A 13,902-nucleotide genomic window follows, 5' to 3' on the forward strand; every position below is an offset into this window, starting at 1 on the left:
GCCCGGTAGCCAACCGTGACATCGAAACAAGACACCGACACGCGGCTGCTCATGCGACCGCTGAACTGGCTCGAAACCCAGAGCGAGGCGACGTTCGCCTACGTCCTGTTAGCGCCGGCGTTCCTGCTCTTGGCCGTCATCGCCTTTTACCCGCTGTTGCGGACGTTCTCGTTCTCGCTGCTGGCCGATCAGACGGCCGCGCCGACGCCGTTCGGCGAGTTCATCGGGTTCGACAACTACGCCGCGCTGCTGACGGGCGAGGCGCTGTTGCCACAGCAGTTCTTCGACCCGTCGTTCGCGACGCCGATACTGCAGCAGGCGCTCTTCGTGACGCTCGCGTTCGCGATCCTCAGCGTGCTGTTCGAGACGCTGATCGGCTTCGGACAGGCGATCGTTCTCGATCAGGAGTTCTACGGTCGACGCTGGGTTCGCGTCGCGATCATCATCCCGTACGCCATTCCCATCGTCATCCAGGCGATGATCTTCTACCTCATGTTCAACCCGACCGTCGGTTTCGCGGCGGAGTTCATGCAGGGGATCGGCGTCTTCGGGAACAACCCGCTGACGAACGCCACCGACTCGTTTATCATCGTGTTGGTGGCCGACATCTGGAAGACGTCGGCGTTCATGGCGCTGCTCATTCTCGCCGGGCTCCAGAGCATCGACCGCGGGCTCTACGACGTCGCCCGCGTCTCCGGCGCCTCGCCGTGGCAGCAGTTCAAGTACATCACGCTCCCGCTCATCGCGCCGGCGCTGCTCGTGGCGATGCTGTTCCGGACGATGGACGCGATGCGAATCTACGGGCTCATCGACGCGACGGCGGGCTGTCAGACGGTGCCGTCGATGAGCTGTCTGGTCATCACCGCGTTACAGAACACGCGACGCTGGGCGACCGCGTCGGCGGTCGCGTTCCTGACGGCCGTCGTCATCGGCGTCTTGGTTCTGTTGTACCTGGTTAGCCTGCGCGACACGGAGGCTGGTGTCACATGAGCGAGCAAGACCGAACCGACCTGGCGGCGATGGAGAAGGAGGAAGAGCCCGACCTCGACCGCGGCATGATCGAGGCGTGGGCCGCGAAGATGATCTCGAACCCCGAGCGCGCCTACCGGGCGACGTTTTACGTGGCGACGATATTCTTCCTCGTCACCACGCTGTTCCCGTTCTACTGGCTGCTGATGGTGGCGCTGACGCCGCGGAGCGACCTCAGCAGCGTCGGCGTTCTCACGCCCGGCGGGTTCAATCCGGGCGCGTTCATCGAGATATTCACCCGGTTGCCGTTCCACCGGTACATCTTCAACAGCTTCCTGATCGCGGTCGTCGCGACCGTCATCGTGCTGTTCGTCGCGAGCCTCGCCGGGTACGTCTTCGGACGGCTCCGGTTCCGCGCGAAGAACGTGCTGTTGCTCAGCGTGCTCGTCACCTCGTTTTTCCCGCCCGCGGCCTTCTTCGTGCCGCTGAACCGACTGTTCAATCAGAACATCGACATCCTACGGCCGCTGATGCAGGACGGATCGCTGTACAACACGCCGTACGCGATCTTCATTCCGCTCTCGGCGCTGTACCTGCCGCTGTCGATCTTCATCCTGATGACGTTCTACTCGCAGATCCCGGACGGCCTCGAAGACGCCGCTCGGGTCGAGGGAACGACGCGTCTCGGCGCGCTGTTCCGGATCATCGTGCCGCTCTCGGCGCCGGGCGTGGCGACCGCCGGCGTGTTGACGTTCATCACCGTCTACAACGAGTACTTCTTCTCCTCGTTGATGACCGACGGGCGGCCGGGGAGCTGGGCCCCGATGTTGGAGGGGATCTTACGCTTCCAAGGCGAGTTCGAGGTGCTGTTCAACCTCATGGCGGCGGCCAGTATCGTCGCGGTGCTGCCGGTCGCGATACTCGTCATCGTCGCACAGGAGAAGATCGTCAGCGGACTGACCGCGGGGGCGGTCAAAGAGTAAACCATGGCATCCGTAACACTGCAAGATATCACGAAACAGTACGAGGACGTAACAGCCGTCAACGACATGAACCTCGAGATCCGCGACGGTGAGTTCATCACCTTCGTCGGACCGTCGGGGTGCGGGAAGTCGACGACGATGGAGACCATCGCCGGCCTCACGCTGCCGACCGAGGGAGCGATCAACATCGGCGACCGGGACGTCACCGACTTGCCGCCGAAAGACCGGGGCATCTCGATGGTGTTCCAGAACATCGCGCTGTTCCCGCACATGGACGTGTACGAGAACATCTCCTTCGGGCTCCGGCTCCGGAAGTACGACCAGGAGGAGATCGACCGGCGCGTCGAGGAGGCGGCCGACGTCGTGCAGTTGGAGGGGATGATGGACCGGATGCCGAAGGAGATGTCCGGCGGGCAGCGGCAGCGCGTCGCCATCGCCCGCGCCATCGTCCGGGAGCCGGACGTGTTCCTGATGGACGAGCCGCTGGCGAACCTCGACGCGGAGCTGCGGGTCCACATGCGCACCCAGCTCCAGCGGCTCCACCGCGAACTCGACACGACGATCATCTACGTCACGCACGACCAGGCGCAGGCGATGACGATGTCCGACCGCATCGCCGTGATCAACGGCGGCGTCCTCCAGCAGGTGGCGCCGCCCCTGGAGTGCTACAACGAGCCGGCGAACCTGTTCGTCGCCGGCTTCATCGGGTCGCCCGCGATGAACTTCATCGAGGGCGAGGTCATCGACGGCGGCTTCGACTCGGAGTACGCGCAGGTCGACTTCGACCCGGCGAACCACGGGGTGTCGCCGGGACAAGACATCACGGTCGGCATCCGGCCCGAAGACGTGTTCTTAGAGGAGGACGCCCGGAAGGCGGCCTCCCCGACGAAGGCGTTCGACGCCGTGGTGGACGTCATCGAGCCGATGGGGAAGGAGGTCAACGCCTACCTCCTGTTCGACCGCGACGTCGAGGCGAGCGCCGAGGGGCGCGGCGAGGGCCAGCTGCTCATCAACCTCGCGCCCGACACCGACATCGCGGAGGGTGACGACATCCGGATCGTGATGGATCGCGAGAACGTCCATCTCTTCGACCGGGCGAGCGGCGACGCGGTCACCCACTCGCTGGAGTAGCCAACGCGGTCACGCGCTCGCGAGAGCGGGCGATGCGGATCCCTTCTTCTGTCGGCGGCTCGCGACGAGCGACGGCGAGCGGCGCGACGCGACGTACGCGTCGACCGGCGGGCGCTCGCCTCAGTCGACCGCTTCGACCGTTATCTGGTGGGCCTCGACCGCCTCAACCATCGCCCCCCAACCCCCGACTTCGACGGTGCCGTCGGCGGTCTCGACGATGAGCCCGACCTGCCCGCCGTAGCTGGCGATGGTCTCCGCGTCGACCGCGCCGTCGCCGGTGACGATGACCTCGGAGAGGAGCCCCTCGACGACGCGGTCCGCCCCGCTCTGGGTGTCGGTGCCCTCGATACGGAGTTTGACGCTCGCCCCGTCCCGGAGGAGCGGCGCGACGTCCCGGACGCAGTACCGAATGTCGATGTAGTCGATCGGCGGGTCGTCGCTGCGGGAGGTGTATATCGACTCCCACGTGTCCCACTGCGTCGTCAGGAAGTACCAGTGGAACACGTACGAGTGGGTGCGGTCGTCGACGAGCACGCCGTACTCGTTGGTCGAGCCCGCGTGCGGCGCGAAGCAGGTCTTCGTCCGGTCGACGATGACGACGAACGGCGAGGGGAGCCGGCGGTGGCGCGCCTCGGAGCAGACCTCGGCGAGCGCGTCGGGACCGGGGAGGTCGGCGGGGTCGCCGTCGGGCGTGTGAAGCGAGAGGTTGACGCGGACGCCGCGCTCGGTGGCGGCCTTGAGCGCGCCGCGGAGCCGGTCGAAGTGCTCGATGCCGAGCGAAACGTTCACCTGCGTCTCGGCGTCGCCGATGAACTCGGCGGCGTTTTTGATCACCGTCTCGAACCGCGTCACGATGCTCACGGTCGACTGCTCGACGGACGGCTCGTTCCAGCGCCGCTCTATCTCCTCGGTCGCCGCGGTGAACCGGCTCGCGCGCGTCCGGAGGTCGCCGGTGATCTCGTCGAGGTCGTTCGCGCGGGCGTACAGCGACTCCTGTTTGTACGTCTCGATGTAGCCGGCGCTCTCTAAGTCGCGTAACACGTCGTAGATCCGCGGGTCGGGGACGCCGCTGGCGTCGGCGACGCGCGTCACCGGCGCCGCGCCGAGTTCGAGCACGGTGACGTAGGCGTCGGCCTGGTACGGCGAGAGGCCGGCGTCCTCCAGCGTCTCGGTGAGTTCGGCCCGGTCCATGTTCACCGCTCCCCGGCCGGACGGCGACACGTGATTGACACACCGTCACGATTGCCGGCGGCGCAGAGCGAAACGGAGCGCTCAGAGAGCCCACCGCTCGCTCGGGCTCGACCGGGAGATCGATTAATCATGATGTACTTTACCACGGCCATGGTAAAATGTTTTATTTCCGTGACGGACCCGCGACGAACCGCGGGCGGCGGCCACCGAGGCGCCGACTGAAAAGGCTTTATTCGGTTCGTCGCGGAGAGAACGTATGCACGAGACGTCCGGCGGCGACGGCCCCCATCGGTCGCGATGGACCAGGGGCCAAGCCGCGTCCATCGAGCGTCGACACGGAAACGTCGCGCCGCCGGCGGGACCGCCGACGGTCGACCCGTTCCCGGAGTTACACGTCTGGGACACGTGGCTCCTGCGCGACCGGCACGGCGAGATCGCCGACGTGGACGGGTATCGGCTGGCCTTCTCGCTTACCGCGCCCGCGGACCTACTTCCGGGGACGCGCCACGACGTGGCCGAGATCCGGTGTTTCTACTCGGCCGACGGCGAGACCTGGCGCGACGCCGGGGCGGTCTTCGACGGCGGCGCGCTCGGGCAGCGGCAGTGGGCCGGCTCGGCGCTGTACGACGACGGCGATCTCTACCTCTACTACACGGCCGCCGGCCGCGACGACGCCGACGAGTTGACCTACACCCAGCGGATCGCGGTCGCGCACGGCGGCACGGTCGCCGCGACCGACGAGGGGATCGAGCTCGCGGGCCCGTGGACCCACGAGACGCTGCTGGAGCCGGACGGCGACTGGTACGAGACGGAGGCGCAGTCGCGCGGAATGACCTACACGTTCCGCGACCCGTGGTTCTTCGAGGACCCCGCGACCGGCGAGACGCACCTCCTCTTCGAGGCGAACGTCCCGGCGCCGGAACGCGAGGGCGACGACGCCGAGACGACCGAGAGACGGGCGTTCAACGGCTGTATCGGCGTCGCCGCCTCCCCGTCCGGCGACCCGCTGTCGTGGGAACTTCGGCCGCCGCTCCTCGACTCGCTCGAAGTGAACCAGGAGTTAGAGCGGCCGCACGTCGTCGTCGCCGACGGTCGCTACTACCTGTTCGTCTGTAGCCACGTCCACACGTTCGCGCCGGGCGTCACGGGCCCCGACGGGCTGTACGGGTTCGTCGCCGACGCGTTCGGGGGCGAGTACCGGCCGCTCAACGGCTCGGGGCTCGTCGCCACGAACCCGCCGAGCGCGCCGTTCCAGGCGTACTCGTGGATGACGTTCGCCCACGACGAGGAGGTGCTGATACAGAGTTTCCTCAACTACCACGACTTCGCGGGCGACTCGCTCGACGCGGTCGCCGAACTGCCGGAGGCCGAACAGCGGGACCGCTTCGGCGGGACGCTCGCGCCGACCCTCCGGTTGGCGGTCGACGGCGACCGGACTCGGCTGCTCGGAGCGCTCGACGCGTGGCGGGTCCCGACCCCGGACGAGTCGCTCCCGCCGGCTGACGGGTCAGAGCTCCCCGCCGACTTCGACGAGGGCGTCGCCGAGGCGGGGACCGGCCTCGCGGCGGGGTACTACGGCGAGTTCTGAGACGGCTCCATCAGGCCGTCGAGGCGCCACGCGGTCAGCCGGGTGAGCGACGCGCGCCCGCCCTCGGCGACCGCAGAGACGTCGACCGCGTCCTCGCGGGTCGGGTACACCCGGCTCGTCAGGCAGTGCCGACCGTTCGCGTATATCTCGACGACCGACCGGTCGACGAACACCCGCAGCGAGAGCGGCTCGTCGTACGGCGGGACCGACATCGACTGCGGGTCGGTGAACGACTCGGAGTCGCCGCTCGACGGCGCCCGGTCGACGGTCAGCGTGCCGTCGCGCTCGTAGCGGATCGGCGTGTGCTCCGCGCGGTCCGGCGTCTCGAACACCGACAGTTCGACCGCCTCGGCGTCGTCTAAGGCGATCTCCGCGTCGATCTCGATCGTCGCGCCGGCGGCGTCGAGCCGACGCCGGTCGCCGGCGTCGAGGCGCACGTCGCGGTGGTCGGCGATCTGCTCCGTGCGGAGGTCGGTCACTTCCTCGGCCGGTCGCTGCCGGAGGCCCCCGTCGTCGCCCAGTTCGATCACCCGCGGGAGCGACAGCGCGCCGGACCAGCCGGCGTCCCACTGGTCGGCCACGTCGCGGGCCTCGGGGAGCCACCCCCAGGTGAGCGTCCGGTCGCCGTCGTCGAGCGACTGCGGCGCGTAGAAGTCGCCGTGATCGAGCAGCCCCTCGGAGTCGACGACGAGTTCGCCGTCTTCGAGGGTGCCGAGGAAGTAGACGACGTTCTCGTAGTCGGAGACGTGGAAGAGCCGCCGGTCGCCGAGGTCGAGGAGTTCGGGGCACTCCCAGACGGCGCCGGCGTCCGGGCCGCCCGTGAGGAGCGGACCCTCGTAGGTCCACTCGCGGAGGTCGTCGGCGGTGTACAGCAGCGCGGCGCCCCCGCCGTCGGAGAGCCCCGTGCCGACGAGGTGGTACCACGTGCCGTCCTCGCGCCAGACGTTGTGGTCGCGGAACTCCGCGCGCCAGGCGTCCGTCTCCAGGACGCCGAGGTCGGCCGGCGGCGCCTCGATGACGGGGTTGCCCTCGTACTTCTCCCACGACCGGAGGCCGGGGTCGTCGGTGGTCGCGAGACAGGGGAGCTGATCGCGGCCGGCCCCGCCCGTGTACAGCAGCGTCGCCGTGCCGTCGTCGTCGACCGCACAGCCGGACCAGCAGCCGTCGCGGTCGGGGCCGTCGGGAGAGGGGGCGAGCGCGACCGGCTCGTCGCGCCACGTGACGAGGTCGTCGCTGACGGCGTGGCCCCAGTGGATGCTGTTGTGGTACGGGCCGCCGGGGTTGTACTGGTAGAAGACGTGGTACCGCCCGTTCCACCTGATGAGCCCGTTCGGATCGTTCAGCCAGTTCGCGGGCGCCGTGAGGTGGTACGCGGGCCGGCCGCCGGGACCGTCCTCGCCCGCCTCGTCCACGCGCTCGCGGAGCCGGCGCATGTCGTCGGCGCTCTCCGGACGGCTCGGGACCGCCTCGGGCGACGCGAGGCTCCTGAGACACCCCGCGAACAGTCGGTCCCGAGCCGCGTCGAGGCGCGGGTCGTGTTCGGTGTGACCGTCCGTCGGTGGCTCGGCGAACAGCACGGGCGCGCCGACCCCGAGGACGGCGCCGTCGCCGGCGGGCCACGAGACGACCGTCACCTCCTCCGGGACCGCCGTGTCGCCGCGGACCGTCGAGGCGAGGGGCTCGCCCGCTCGGGGGAGCACGCGCTCGTAGCGGACGCCGGGGACCGTCCCGCGTCGCCGGAGGGGGTGGCGAAGGCCGTCGAGCGCGTCGAGCGCGGGGTGGTCGGCGTGCAGCGAGCGCCAGAGCACTCCCGTCGGCTCCCCGAGGGCGTCGTCGCCGACGCGGTCCGGCGGGACGGACTCGACCGAGAGCGCGTCGACCGCCGCGAACGCGTAGAGGCTGAGACAGAGGCCGCCGCCGGCCGCGAGGAAGGCCTCGACCGCGGGCGCCGCGTCGGCGAGGGGGTTCGCGCCGCCGAGCGGGCGGTCGCGGTGCCACCAGAGGACGTCGAACCGCCCGGCACCGTCCCCGACGCCGGCGCCCGGATACGACTCCCCGAGCGACCGCGAGCCGTCGGCGTCGCCCGGTTCCGGCGACGCCGGCGGGGCGAGCGCCTGGCCCGCGGCGAGGGCCTCGAACGACACGACCTCGACGGCCGCCCCGTCGCGGGCGCCGATCCACGCCTCGGCGGCGCGCTGTTCGGCCGTGGGGTCGCCGTCGACTAACAGCCCGACGCGAATCGACGTATCGGTCATACCCGCGTTCACTCGCTACCGAAGCAAAACCGTATCGTCCCGGCTGCGGCGCGCTCGTCTCGCGGCGGTCGCGAACCCGGCGGGGCGACCCGGAGAGTCGTCCGAGCGAACGTTGCCGTCCGCGGTTACATTCGCTTTCGGTCCGCCGGCAGGGTTTTTACCGTGCGAACGGAAGGAGTTCCCATGAGTACCGAAACGGCCGACACTGGGAGCGACCCGGCGATCGAGGTGACCCCGGACGCCGCGTCGGAGGCGCTCTCACTTTTGGAGGGCGAGGGCCTCGACACGGCGGAGGCGGGGCTCCGGCTGTTCGTCCAGCAGGGCGGCTGCGCGGGCCTCTCGTACGGGATGCGGTTCGACACGGAGCCGGAAGAAGACGACCTGGTCGTCGAACACCACGGGCTGCGGGTGTTCGTCGACCCCGCGAGCCGGAACTACATCGGCGGGAGCAAACTCGACTACGAACACGGCCTGCAGGCGGCCGGCTTCGAGGTCGAGAATCCGAACGTCGTCTCCGAGTGCGGCTGCGGCGAGTCGTTCCGGACGTAGTTCGCCCGTCGCCGACTCACGCTTTTAAACGGATCCGCGCGGTAGTACCGGCCATGAGTCTCGACGCTTCGACGACGGGCGACGGCGAGCAGGTGTACACCGACCACACGAAGGTCGAACGGGGCGCAGAGGGGCCCTTTTACGTCGTGTTCGCCGACGCGGACGGGTCGGCTCGGTGGGGGTTCCGGTGTGGCAACTGCGACTCCTTTGACACCGCGATGGACACGATGGGCCGGATCCAGTGTACGGAGTGCGGGAACCTCCGGAAGCCCGACGAGTGGGACGCCGCCCACGAGTGACGGCTGGGCGAACCGGGCCACAGCGTCGGGTGAGCGCTCCCGAGCAACGCCGGTTCGGAGCGTGTGCCAGCGGTATCGCGCCGAATCGAAATCGTGAGAAACTTTATCACGGAAGCCGGCCAACGGTGAGGTAGATGGCCACTGCGAGCATTCCACCGACGACGGAGGCCAGAGACGTCTTTCGCGAACTCGGGTACACCGTCTCCGAGGGCGGACAGGAGTTCATCGCGGAACGAAAGTGGCGGCGCGTGCTCGTGACCGTGTTGTGTATGGAGACCGACGACCTCGAACCGTATCTGACGGGGACCGAGGACACGCCTCGCCTCCGGTGTTTCGTGACGTGGCGCAATCGCGCGGGCGACCTCAGGGACCGGCTCGTCTCGACGAAACCCCCGTACGACTGGGCGGTGATCGGCATCGAGGCCGACGGCGAGGACTTCGCCGTCATGGAAGGCGCACCGGGAAGCCCCTGAGCGCGCCTCGCGTCGCGTGACCGCCGCCTTTTATATCAGCGTGTGTCCAACTAGCGTGTGACATGGTGTTCAAAAAGATCACGCTGATCGGGACCAGCGAGGAGAGTTTCGACGCCGCCGCGGACGAGGCGATCGACCGCGCCGAGGACACGCTGGAGAACGTCTACTGGGCCGAGGTACAGGAGTTCGGCGTCGAGTTGGACAGCGCGGCCGACCGGGAGTATCAGGCGGAAGTCGAGGTCGCGTTCGAACTCGAAGGCTGAGAGCGACACCGGGGGCACCGACGCGGCCCGCTCGGTTTTACGGCGGTAATTCTCGGACGCTGTCACGCAGCGTCGCCCGTTGATCGACGCGCTGTATCACCCGGATGCAGCACTCTTTCGCCCGTATTACGACGGATAAACGGAATCAAACATTTCAGGGATTTACTACAGTCACGCCTCGTGATAATTTGGACCCCCCACTTATGCGCGGAACGGCGCTGTGATCCGTATGGGTACACGAACTGTGCTTTGCGTTGATAAAGAGGAGGGTGTCGAGGAGATGGCGGAGGCGATACGGGGCGAAGACGGCCTCGAACCGACCACGGCGACGACCGTCGCCGAGGCCGGCGATCGGATCGAGTCGGAGGCGGTCGACTGCGTGGTCACCGAGTACGACCTCACGGACGGCACGGGTCTCGACGTCGTCGGGCACCTGCGACGCGATGACCCCCACACGCCGGTCGTCCTGTTCACCGGCGTCTCGCCGAGCGAGATAGACACCGCCTCCTTCGAGGAGATGATAGTCGAGTACCTCAACAGGGACCTCCCGGACGCCCACGATCGACTCGGCTTCATCGTCGACGACGTGATCTCCCACAGCGCACAGGTCGGCTTCCTCGTCCCCGACTCCGAGGGCTCGCGGCTCGAAGCGTTGGCGGAGTACGACGTCGACGAACTCCCCATCGAAGAGAGTTTCTCCCGGCTCACCGACCTCATCGCCGACCGCTTCGACGTGGCGGTGTCGTTCATCGGCCTCATCGAGAAGGACGTCGAGAACGTGCTCGCGTGTACCGGCTCGGACTGGGACAGCATCACCCGCGAGGACACGATCTGCACCCACAGTATGCTCCAAGAGGACGTGATGGTCGTCGAGGACATCAACGAGGACAAGCGGTTCGCAAACAACGACGCCCTACAGAACCTCGGTATCGTCTCGTATGCCGGCGCGAACATGACGAACAAAGACGGCGAGGTCATCGGGCAGGTGTGCGTGATCGACCACGAGCGCCGGGAGTACTCGGCGGCGGAGCGCGAGAGCCTCCAGCAGTACGCCGCGACGGCGATGGAGATTCTCGAACTCAGACAGAGCCTTCGGAACGCCCGCGGCGTGGAGGTGGAAGCGTGAGTCTCGCCGGTCGGCAGACGTTCGGCGTCGACTCGCTGGCGATAGACGACATCCCCGGTAACACGAGCATCCTGCTCACGTCGGACGACTCCGACGCCCTCGAAGCCGTGTTCTACCGGCTCGTCGCCGCGCCGGAAGACGAGCAGTCGGTGGTGTTGGCGACCGAGTCCAGCGGCCGGTCCACCAAGCGCTCGCTGAAGAACGCGATCCGCGGCGCCGACGACCGGAGCACGATGCTCACCTGCGAGGGGCCGGACCGCGGCGAGGGCGTCCAGTCGGTCGCGGAGCTCGGCGACCTCACCCGACTCGGCATGGATTTCTCGGAGCTCTTCGCGGAGGCCCAGCAGACGGAGGCGCCGCTTCGGGCGGGCATCCTGCTGTGTTCGACGATCATGGGCGAAGTGGACGACACCCGCTCGGTGTACCGGTTCCTCAACTCGAATTTCCTGAGCCAACTGCGCCGCAGCAAGGCCCTCGGCGTCTGCGCCATCGACATGAGCGCCGACATCGGGGCGGACATCGACAGCACGGTCGTCGGGCTCGAAACCTCCTTCAGCGCGCGCATCGACGTCGAGTCGACCGGGCGGAAGCAGGCGACGCTCGACGTGTCGGGCCTCGGGGACAACGACGGCACCATCGAGGTGTCGTGGTAGCCGACGCCGCGACCCGATAGAACCGCCGCAACCGGCGAGGCGCCCACCTATTTATCCGACCGCGACCACCACTCGCGTATGACTGCGTCACGCGCTCCCGCGGAGCCCGACGTTCGCGCGTTCGAGGCGACGGTCGAATCGGTCGACGACCGCTCGGTCGTCCTCGACGAGACGTACTTCTACGCCGAGTCGGGCGGGCAGCCGGCGGACCGAGGGACGATAGACGGCACCCTCGTGGCAGACGTGTTCGAGCGCGACGGGCGAGTCGTCCACGTCCTCGACGACGAGTCCGGGGGCGTCCCCGCGGTCGGCGAGACCGTCTCGGCGATGGTCGACGACGCGTTCCGGCGCTACTGCACCCGCGCGCACACCGCCTCGCACGTGTTGTACGGCGCGGCGCGCCGGACCTGCGAGGACCTCGGCTACGCCGGCTTCGACATCTCCGAGACGAAGGTCCGCGTCGACCTGACGACCGCGGAGCCGCTCGACGACGCCGACCTCGTCGAACTCGAACGGCTCGCCAACCGCGCCGTCTGGGACTCGCTGCCCGTGTCGTGGGAGACGATGCCGGAGGCGGAGGCGCGCGCACTCGACGGGATCGCTTTTAATACGAAGACCGAGGAGGGGGCGATGAGCGGGAGCGAGGCGGTCCGCGTCGTGACGATCGACGGGGCACGCGGGGCGGACGGAGCAGCCGGCGGTCCCGGCGGGGCGGACGGAGCAGCCGGCGGTCCCGGCGGGGCGGGCGCGCCGCCGTGGGACGTGGCCGCCTGCGGCGGGACGCACGTGCGGAACACCAGCGAGATCGGCCCGATATCGGTCCTCGACCGGTCGAACCCCGGCGAAGGCGTGACCCGCGTGGAGTTCGCGGTCGGCCCGACCGCGATCGATCACGAGGCGGCGGTCCACGACGCGGCGCTCACCGCGGCGACGGCCCTCGACGCCCGGATCGGGGACCTCCCGGACGCCGTCGACCGGCTCCGAGAACGGGCCGACGACCTCGAAGCCGACCTCCAGACCGTCACGACCGACTTGCTCGCCGCGCGCCTGCGGGAGTTCGCGGTCGTCGACGCGGACGGGGCGACGTGGGGCGTCGGCACGGTCGACGACGCGTCGCCGAACGACCTGCGCGAGCCGGCACAGCGCGTCCTCGCCGCGGCGGACGCGCCGGACGCGATCGCGGCCGTCGGGACCGGCGACGCGCCGTTCGTGGTCGCCGCGGTGGCGGACGACGCGGCCGGTGCGGGCGACGGGCCGGACGCCGGCGCGGTCGTCGAGGCGGTCACCGACGAGTTCGGCGGCGGCGGTGGCGGCGGTCCGACGTTCGCGCAGGGGGGCGGGCTCGACGCCCACCCGGAAGCCGTCGTGGCGTGGCTTCGCGAGCGATGACGGGAAAACTCGGCCCCGACGCGCTCGCGGAGGTGCTCGCGGCGACGGGGGCCGACGACGCCGCGGTCGAGGTGGGGGCGGCCTACGGCGAGGACGCGGCCGCGATCGATCTGTCCGGCGCAAGCGGGACGCTCGTCGTCGCCGCCGACCCGCTGTCGCTCGCGGCCGACGCGGTCGGCGAACTGGCGGTCCACGTCGCCTGCAACGACGTGGCCGCGAGCGGGGCGGACCCGCGATGGCTCACGCACACGCTCTTTTTGCCCGACGCCGACGCTGCGCGTCGCCGAACCGTCATCGAGCAGGTGGACGCGACCGCCCGTGATCTGGGCGTTGCGATCGTCGGCGGACACACCGAGGTGTTGCCGTCGCTCGACAGGCCGCTCTGTTCGATGACCGCGCTCGGGACGACGGACCGCTTCGTGTCGAGCGGCGGGGCCGAGCCGGGCGACCGACTCCTGCTCACGAAGGGGGCCGGGATCGAGGCGACCGCGATCCTCGCGAGCGACTTCCGCGAGGCGTGCGCCGAGGCGGGGGTCGCGACCGAGACGCTCGACGCGGCCGCCGCGTTCCTCGACGACGTGAGCGTCGTTCCCGACGCGGCGGCCGTGCGCGACGCCGCGACCGCCATGCACGACCCGACCGAGGGCGGCCTGCTAACTGCGCTCGTCGAGACCGCGAGCGCGAGCGGGACCGAGTTGGCGGTCGAACGCGAACGCGTCCCGGTTCGACCCGAAACGCGGGCGTGCTGTGACGCGCTCGGCGTCGACCCGCTGGCGACGTTCGGCTCCGGCGCGCTGCTCGCGGCGGTACCCCCAGAGCGCGTCGACGACGCGCTCGATTCCCTGGCGGACGCCGGCATCGACGCGGCCGTGATCGGCGACGTTCGGGCGGCCGACGAGCGCGACGCCGGGAGCGTCCGCCTCGACGGCGACCGGATCGACGAGGCGCCGCGAGACGAGCTGTACCCGCTGTGGGAGTAGCGTTCGGTCGCGAGATCGCCGACCCTCACCCCGATCGCGCAACTTTTTCCCTG

General features: G+C 69.3%; 14 protein-coding genes. 12 read left to right on the forward strand and 2 right to left on the reverse strand.

Annotation, left to right across the window (positions count from 1 at the left end; translation table 11 throughout):
* The first annotated feature begins 51 nt into the window (after positions 1–51).
* From DOS48_RS26630 to DOS48_RS26640, 3 genes are read left to right on the forward strand one after another with little or no spacing between them, the layout of a single operon-like run.
* Positions 52–990: a carbohydrate ABC transporter permease gene (locus tag DOS48_RS26630; protein WP_210755421.1), complete on the forward strand. Its 939-nt coding sequence runs from the start codon at positions 52–54 to the stop codon at positions 988–990.
* A complete protein-coding gene (locus tag DOS48_RS26635) occupies positions 987–1,952 on the forward strand; it encodes a carbohydrate ABC transporter permease (RefSeq protein ID WP_127118607.1) in 966 nt (321 codons plus the stop codon). The genes DOS48_RS26630 and DOS48_RS26635 overlap by 4 nt, the downstream gene beginning before the upstream one ends.
* 3 nt (positions 1,953–1,955) lie before the next feature.
* The gene (locus tag DOS48_RS26640; protein WP_168654268.1) at positions 1,956–3,083 is read left to right on the forward strand and encodes an ABC transporter ATP-binding protein; all 1,128 of its coding nucleotides are present in this window, start codon (positions 1,956–1,958) and stop codon (positions 3,081–3,083) included.
* 120 nt (positions 3,084–3,203) lie between these two features.
* Here the strand turns inward: DOS48_RS26640 and DOS48_RS26645 are convergent, their stop codons facing one another.
* Positions 3,204–4,274, reverse strand: coding sequence for a TrmB family transcriptional regulator (locus DOS48_RS26645; protein ID WP_127118608.1), 1,071 nt, complete (start codon positions 4,272–4,274; stop codon positions 3,204–3,206).
* Positions 4,275–4,530: 256 nt separating this feature from the next.
* On the opposite strand from DOS48_RS26645, the gene DOS48_RS26650 reads away from it, so the two are divergent.
* Positions 4,531–5,862, forward strand: coding sequence for a glycoside hydrolase family 68 protein (locus DOS48_RS26650; RefSeq protein WP_127118609.1), 1,332 nt, complete (start codon positions 4,531–4,533; stop codon positions 5,860–5,862).
* Here DOS48_RS26650 and DOS48_RS26655 read toward each other — a convergent pair.
* Positions 5,847–8,117, reverse strand: a complete 2,271-nt coding sequence (locus DOS48_RS26655) for a glycoside hydrolase family 32 protein (RefSeq protein ID WP_127118610.1) — start codon at positions 8,115–8,117, stop codon at positions 5,847–5,849. The two genes, DOS48_RS26650 and DOS48_RS26655, sit on opposite strands and share 16 nt — an antisense overlap.
* Before the next feature lie 183 nt (positions 8,118–8,300).
* Between DOS48_RS26655 and DOS48_RS26660 the strand changes: the two genes are divergently transcribed.
* From DOS48_RS26660 to DOS48_RS26695, 8 genes are all read left to right on the forward strand, one after another.
* Positions 8,301–8,666 (forward strand): iron-sulfur cluster assembly accessory protein, encoded by a 366-nt coding sequence (locus DOS48_RS26660; RefSeq protein ID WP_127118611.1) that lies wholly within the window; start codon positions 8,301–8,303, stop codon positions 8,664–8,666.
* A gap of 53 nt (positions 8,667–8,719) precedes the next feature.
* Positions 8,720–8,965, forward strand: coding sequence for a DUF5816 domain-containing protein (locus DOS48_RS26665; RefSeq protein WP_127118612.1), 246 nt, complete (start codon positions 8,720–8,722; stop codon positions 8,963–8,965).
* Between the two features lie 134 nt (positions 8,966–9,099).
* Positions 9,100–9,438: a hypothetical protein gene (locus DOS48_RS26670; protein ID WP_127118613.1), complete on the forward strand. Its 339-nt coding sequence runs from the start codon at positions 9,100–9,102 to the stop codon at positions 9,436–9,438.
* 62 nt (positions 9,439–9,500) lie between these two features.
* Positions 9,501–9,701 (forward strand): dodecin, encoded by a 201-nt coding sequence (locus DOS48_RS26675; protein WP_127118614.1) that lies wholly within the window; start codon positions 9,501–9,503, stop codon positions 9,699–9,701.
* Between the two features lie 229 nt (positions 9,702–9,930).
* Positions 9,931–10,827, forward strand: a complete 897-nt coding sequence (locus DOS48_RS26680) for a GAF domain-containing protein (RefSeq protein ID WP_127118615.1) — start codon at positions 9,931–9,933, stop codon at positions 10,825–10,827.
* Entirely contained in the window at positions 10,824–11,480 is a 657-nt protein-coding gene (locus DOS48_RS26685; protein ID WP_127118616.1) for a hypothetical protein, read from the forward strand. The genes DOS48_RS26680 and DOS48_RS26685 overlap by 4 nt, the downstream gene beginning before the upstream one ends.
* A 78-nt stretch (positions 11,481–11,558) precedes the next feature.
* Positions 11,559–12,869, forward strand: a complete 1,311-nt coding sequence (locus DOS48_RS26690) for an alanine--tRNA ligase-related protein (RefSeq protein WP_127118617.1) — start codon at positions 11,559–11,561, stop codon at positions 12,867–12,869.
* Entirely contained in the window at positions 12,866–13,849 is a 984-nt protein-coding gene (locus DOS48_RS26695) for an AIR synthase family protein (RefSeq protein WP_127118618.1), read from the forward strand. Before DOS48_RS26690 ends, DOS48_RS26695 begins: the two co-directional genes overlap by 4 nt.
* Positions 13,850–13,902 lie beyond the last annotated feature (53 nt).

Origin of the sequence: Halorubrum sp. PV6 (assembly GCF_003990725.2) — an archaeon.
In the GTDB taxonomy this organism is placed as follows: domain Archaea; phylum Halobacteriota; class Halobacteria; order Halobacteriales; family Haloferacaceae; genus Halorubrum.

Bases quoted from the DNA above. Each gene is read 5' to 3' on its own strand.
- DOS48_RS26660 (WP_127118611.1), top strand. From the start codon at position 8,301: ATGAGTACCGAAACGGCCGACACTGGGAGCGACCCGGCGATCGAGGTG.
- DOS48_RS26630 (WP_210755421.1), top strand. From the start codon at position 52: ATGCGACCGCTGAACTGGCTCGAAACCCAGAGCGAGGCGACGTTCGCC.
- DOS48_RS26665 (WP_127118612.1), top strand. From the start codon at position 8,720: ATGAGTCTCGACGCTTCGACGACGGGCGACGGCGAGCAGGTGTACACC.
- DOS48_RS26640 (WP_168654268.1), top strand. From the start codon at position 1,956: ATGGCATCCGTAACACTGCAAGATATCACGAAACAGTACGAGGACGTA.
- DOS48_RS26655 (WP_127118610.1), bottom strand. From the start codon at position 8,117: ATGACCGATACGTCGATTCGCGTCGGGCTGTTAGTCGACGGCGACCCC.
- DOS48_RS26675 (WP_127118614.1), top strand. From the start codon at position 9,501: ATGGTGTTCAAAAAGATCACGCTGATCGGGACCAGCGAGGAGAGTTTC.
- DOS48_RS26680 (WP_127118615.1), top strand. From the start codon at position 9,931: ATGGGTACACGAACTGTGCTTTGCGTTGATAAAGAGGAGGGTGTCGAG.
- DOS48_RS26670 (WP_127118613.1), top strand. From the start codon at position 9,100: ATGGCCACTGCGAGCATTCCACCGACGACGGAGGCCAGAGACGTCTTT.
- DOS48_RS26695 (WP_127118618.1), top strand. From the start codon at position 12,866: ATGACGGGAAAACTCGGCCCCGACGCGCTCGCGGAGGTGCTCGCGGCG.
- DOS48_RS26650 (WP_127118609.1), top strand. From the start codon at position 4,531: ATGCACGAGACGTCCGGCGGCGACGGCCCCCATCGGTCGCGATGGACC.
- DOS48_RS26645 (WP_127118608.1), bottom strand. From the start codon at position 4,274: ATGGACCGGGCCGAACTCACCGAGACGCTGGAGGACGCCGGCCTCTCG.
- DOS48_RS26690 (WP_127118617.1), top strand. From the start codon at position 11,559: ATGACTGCGTCACGCGCTCCCGCGGAGCCCGACGTTCGCGCGTTCGAG.
- DOS48_RS26635 (WP_127118607.1), top strand. From the start codon at position 987: ATGAGCGAGCAAGACCGAACCGACCTGGCGGCGATGGAGAAGGAGGAA.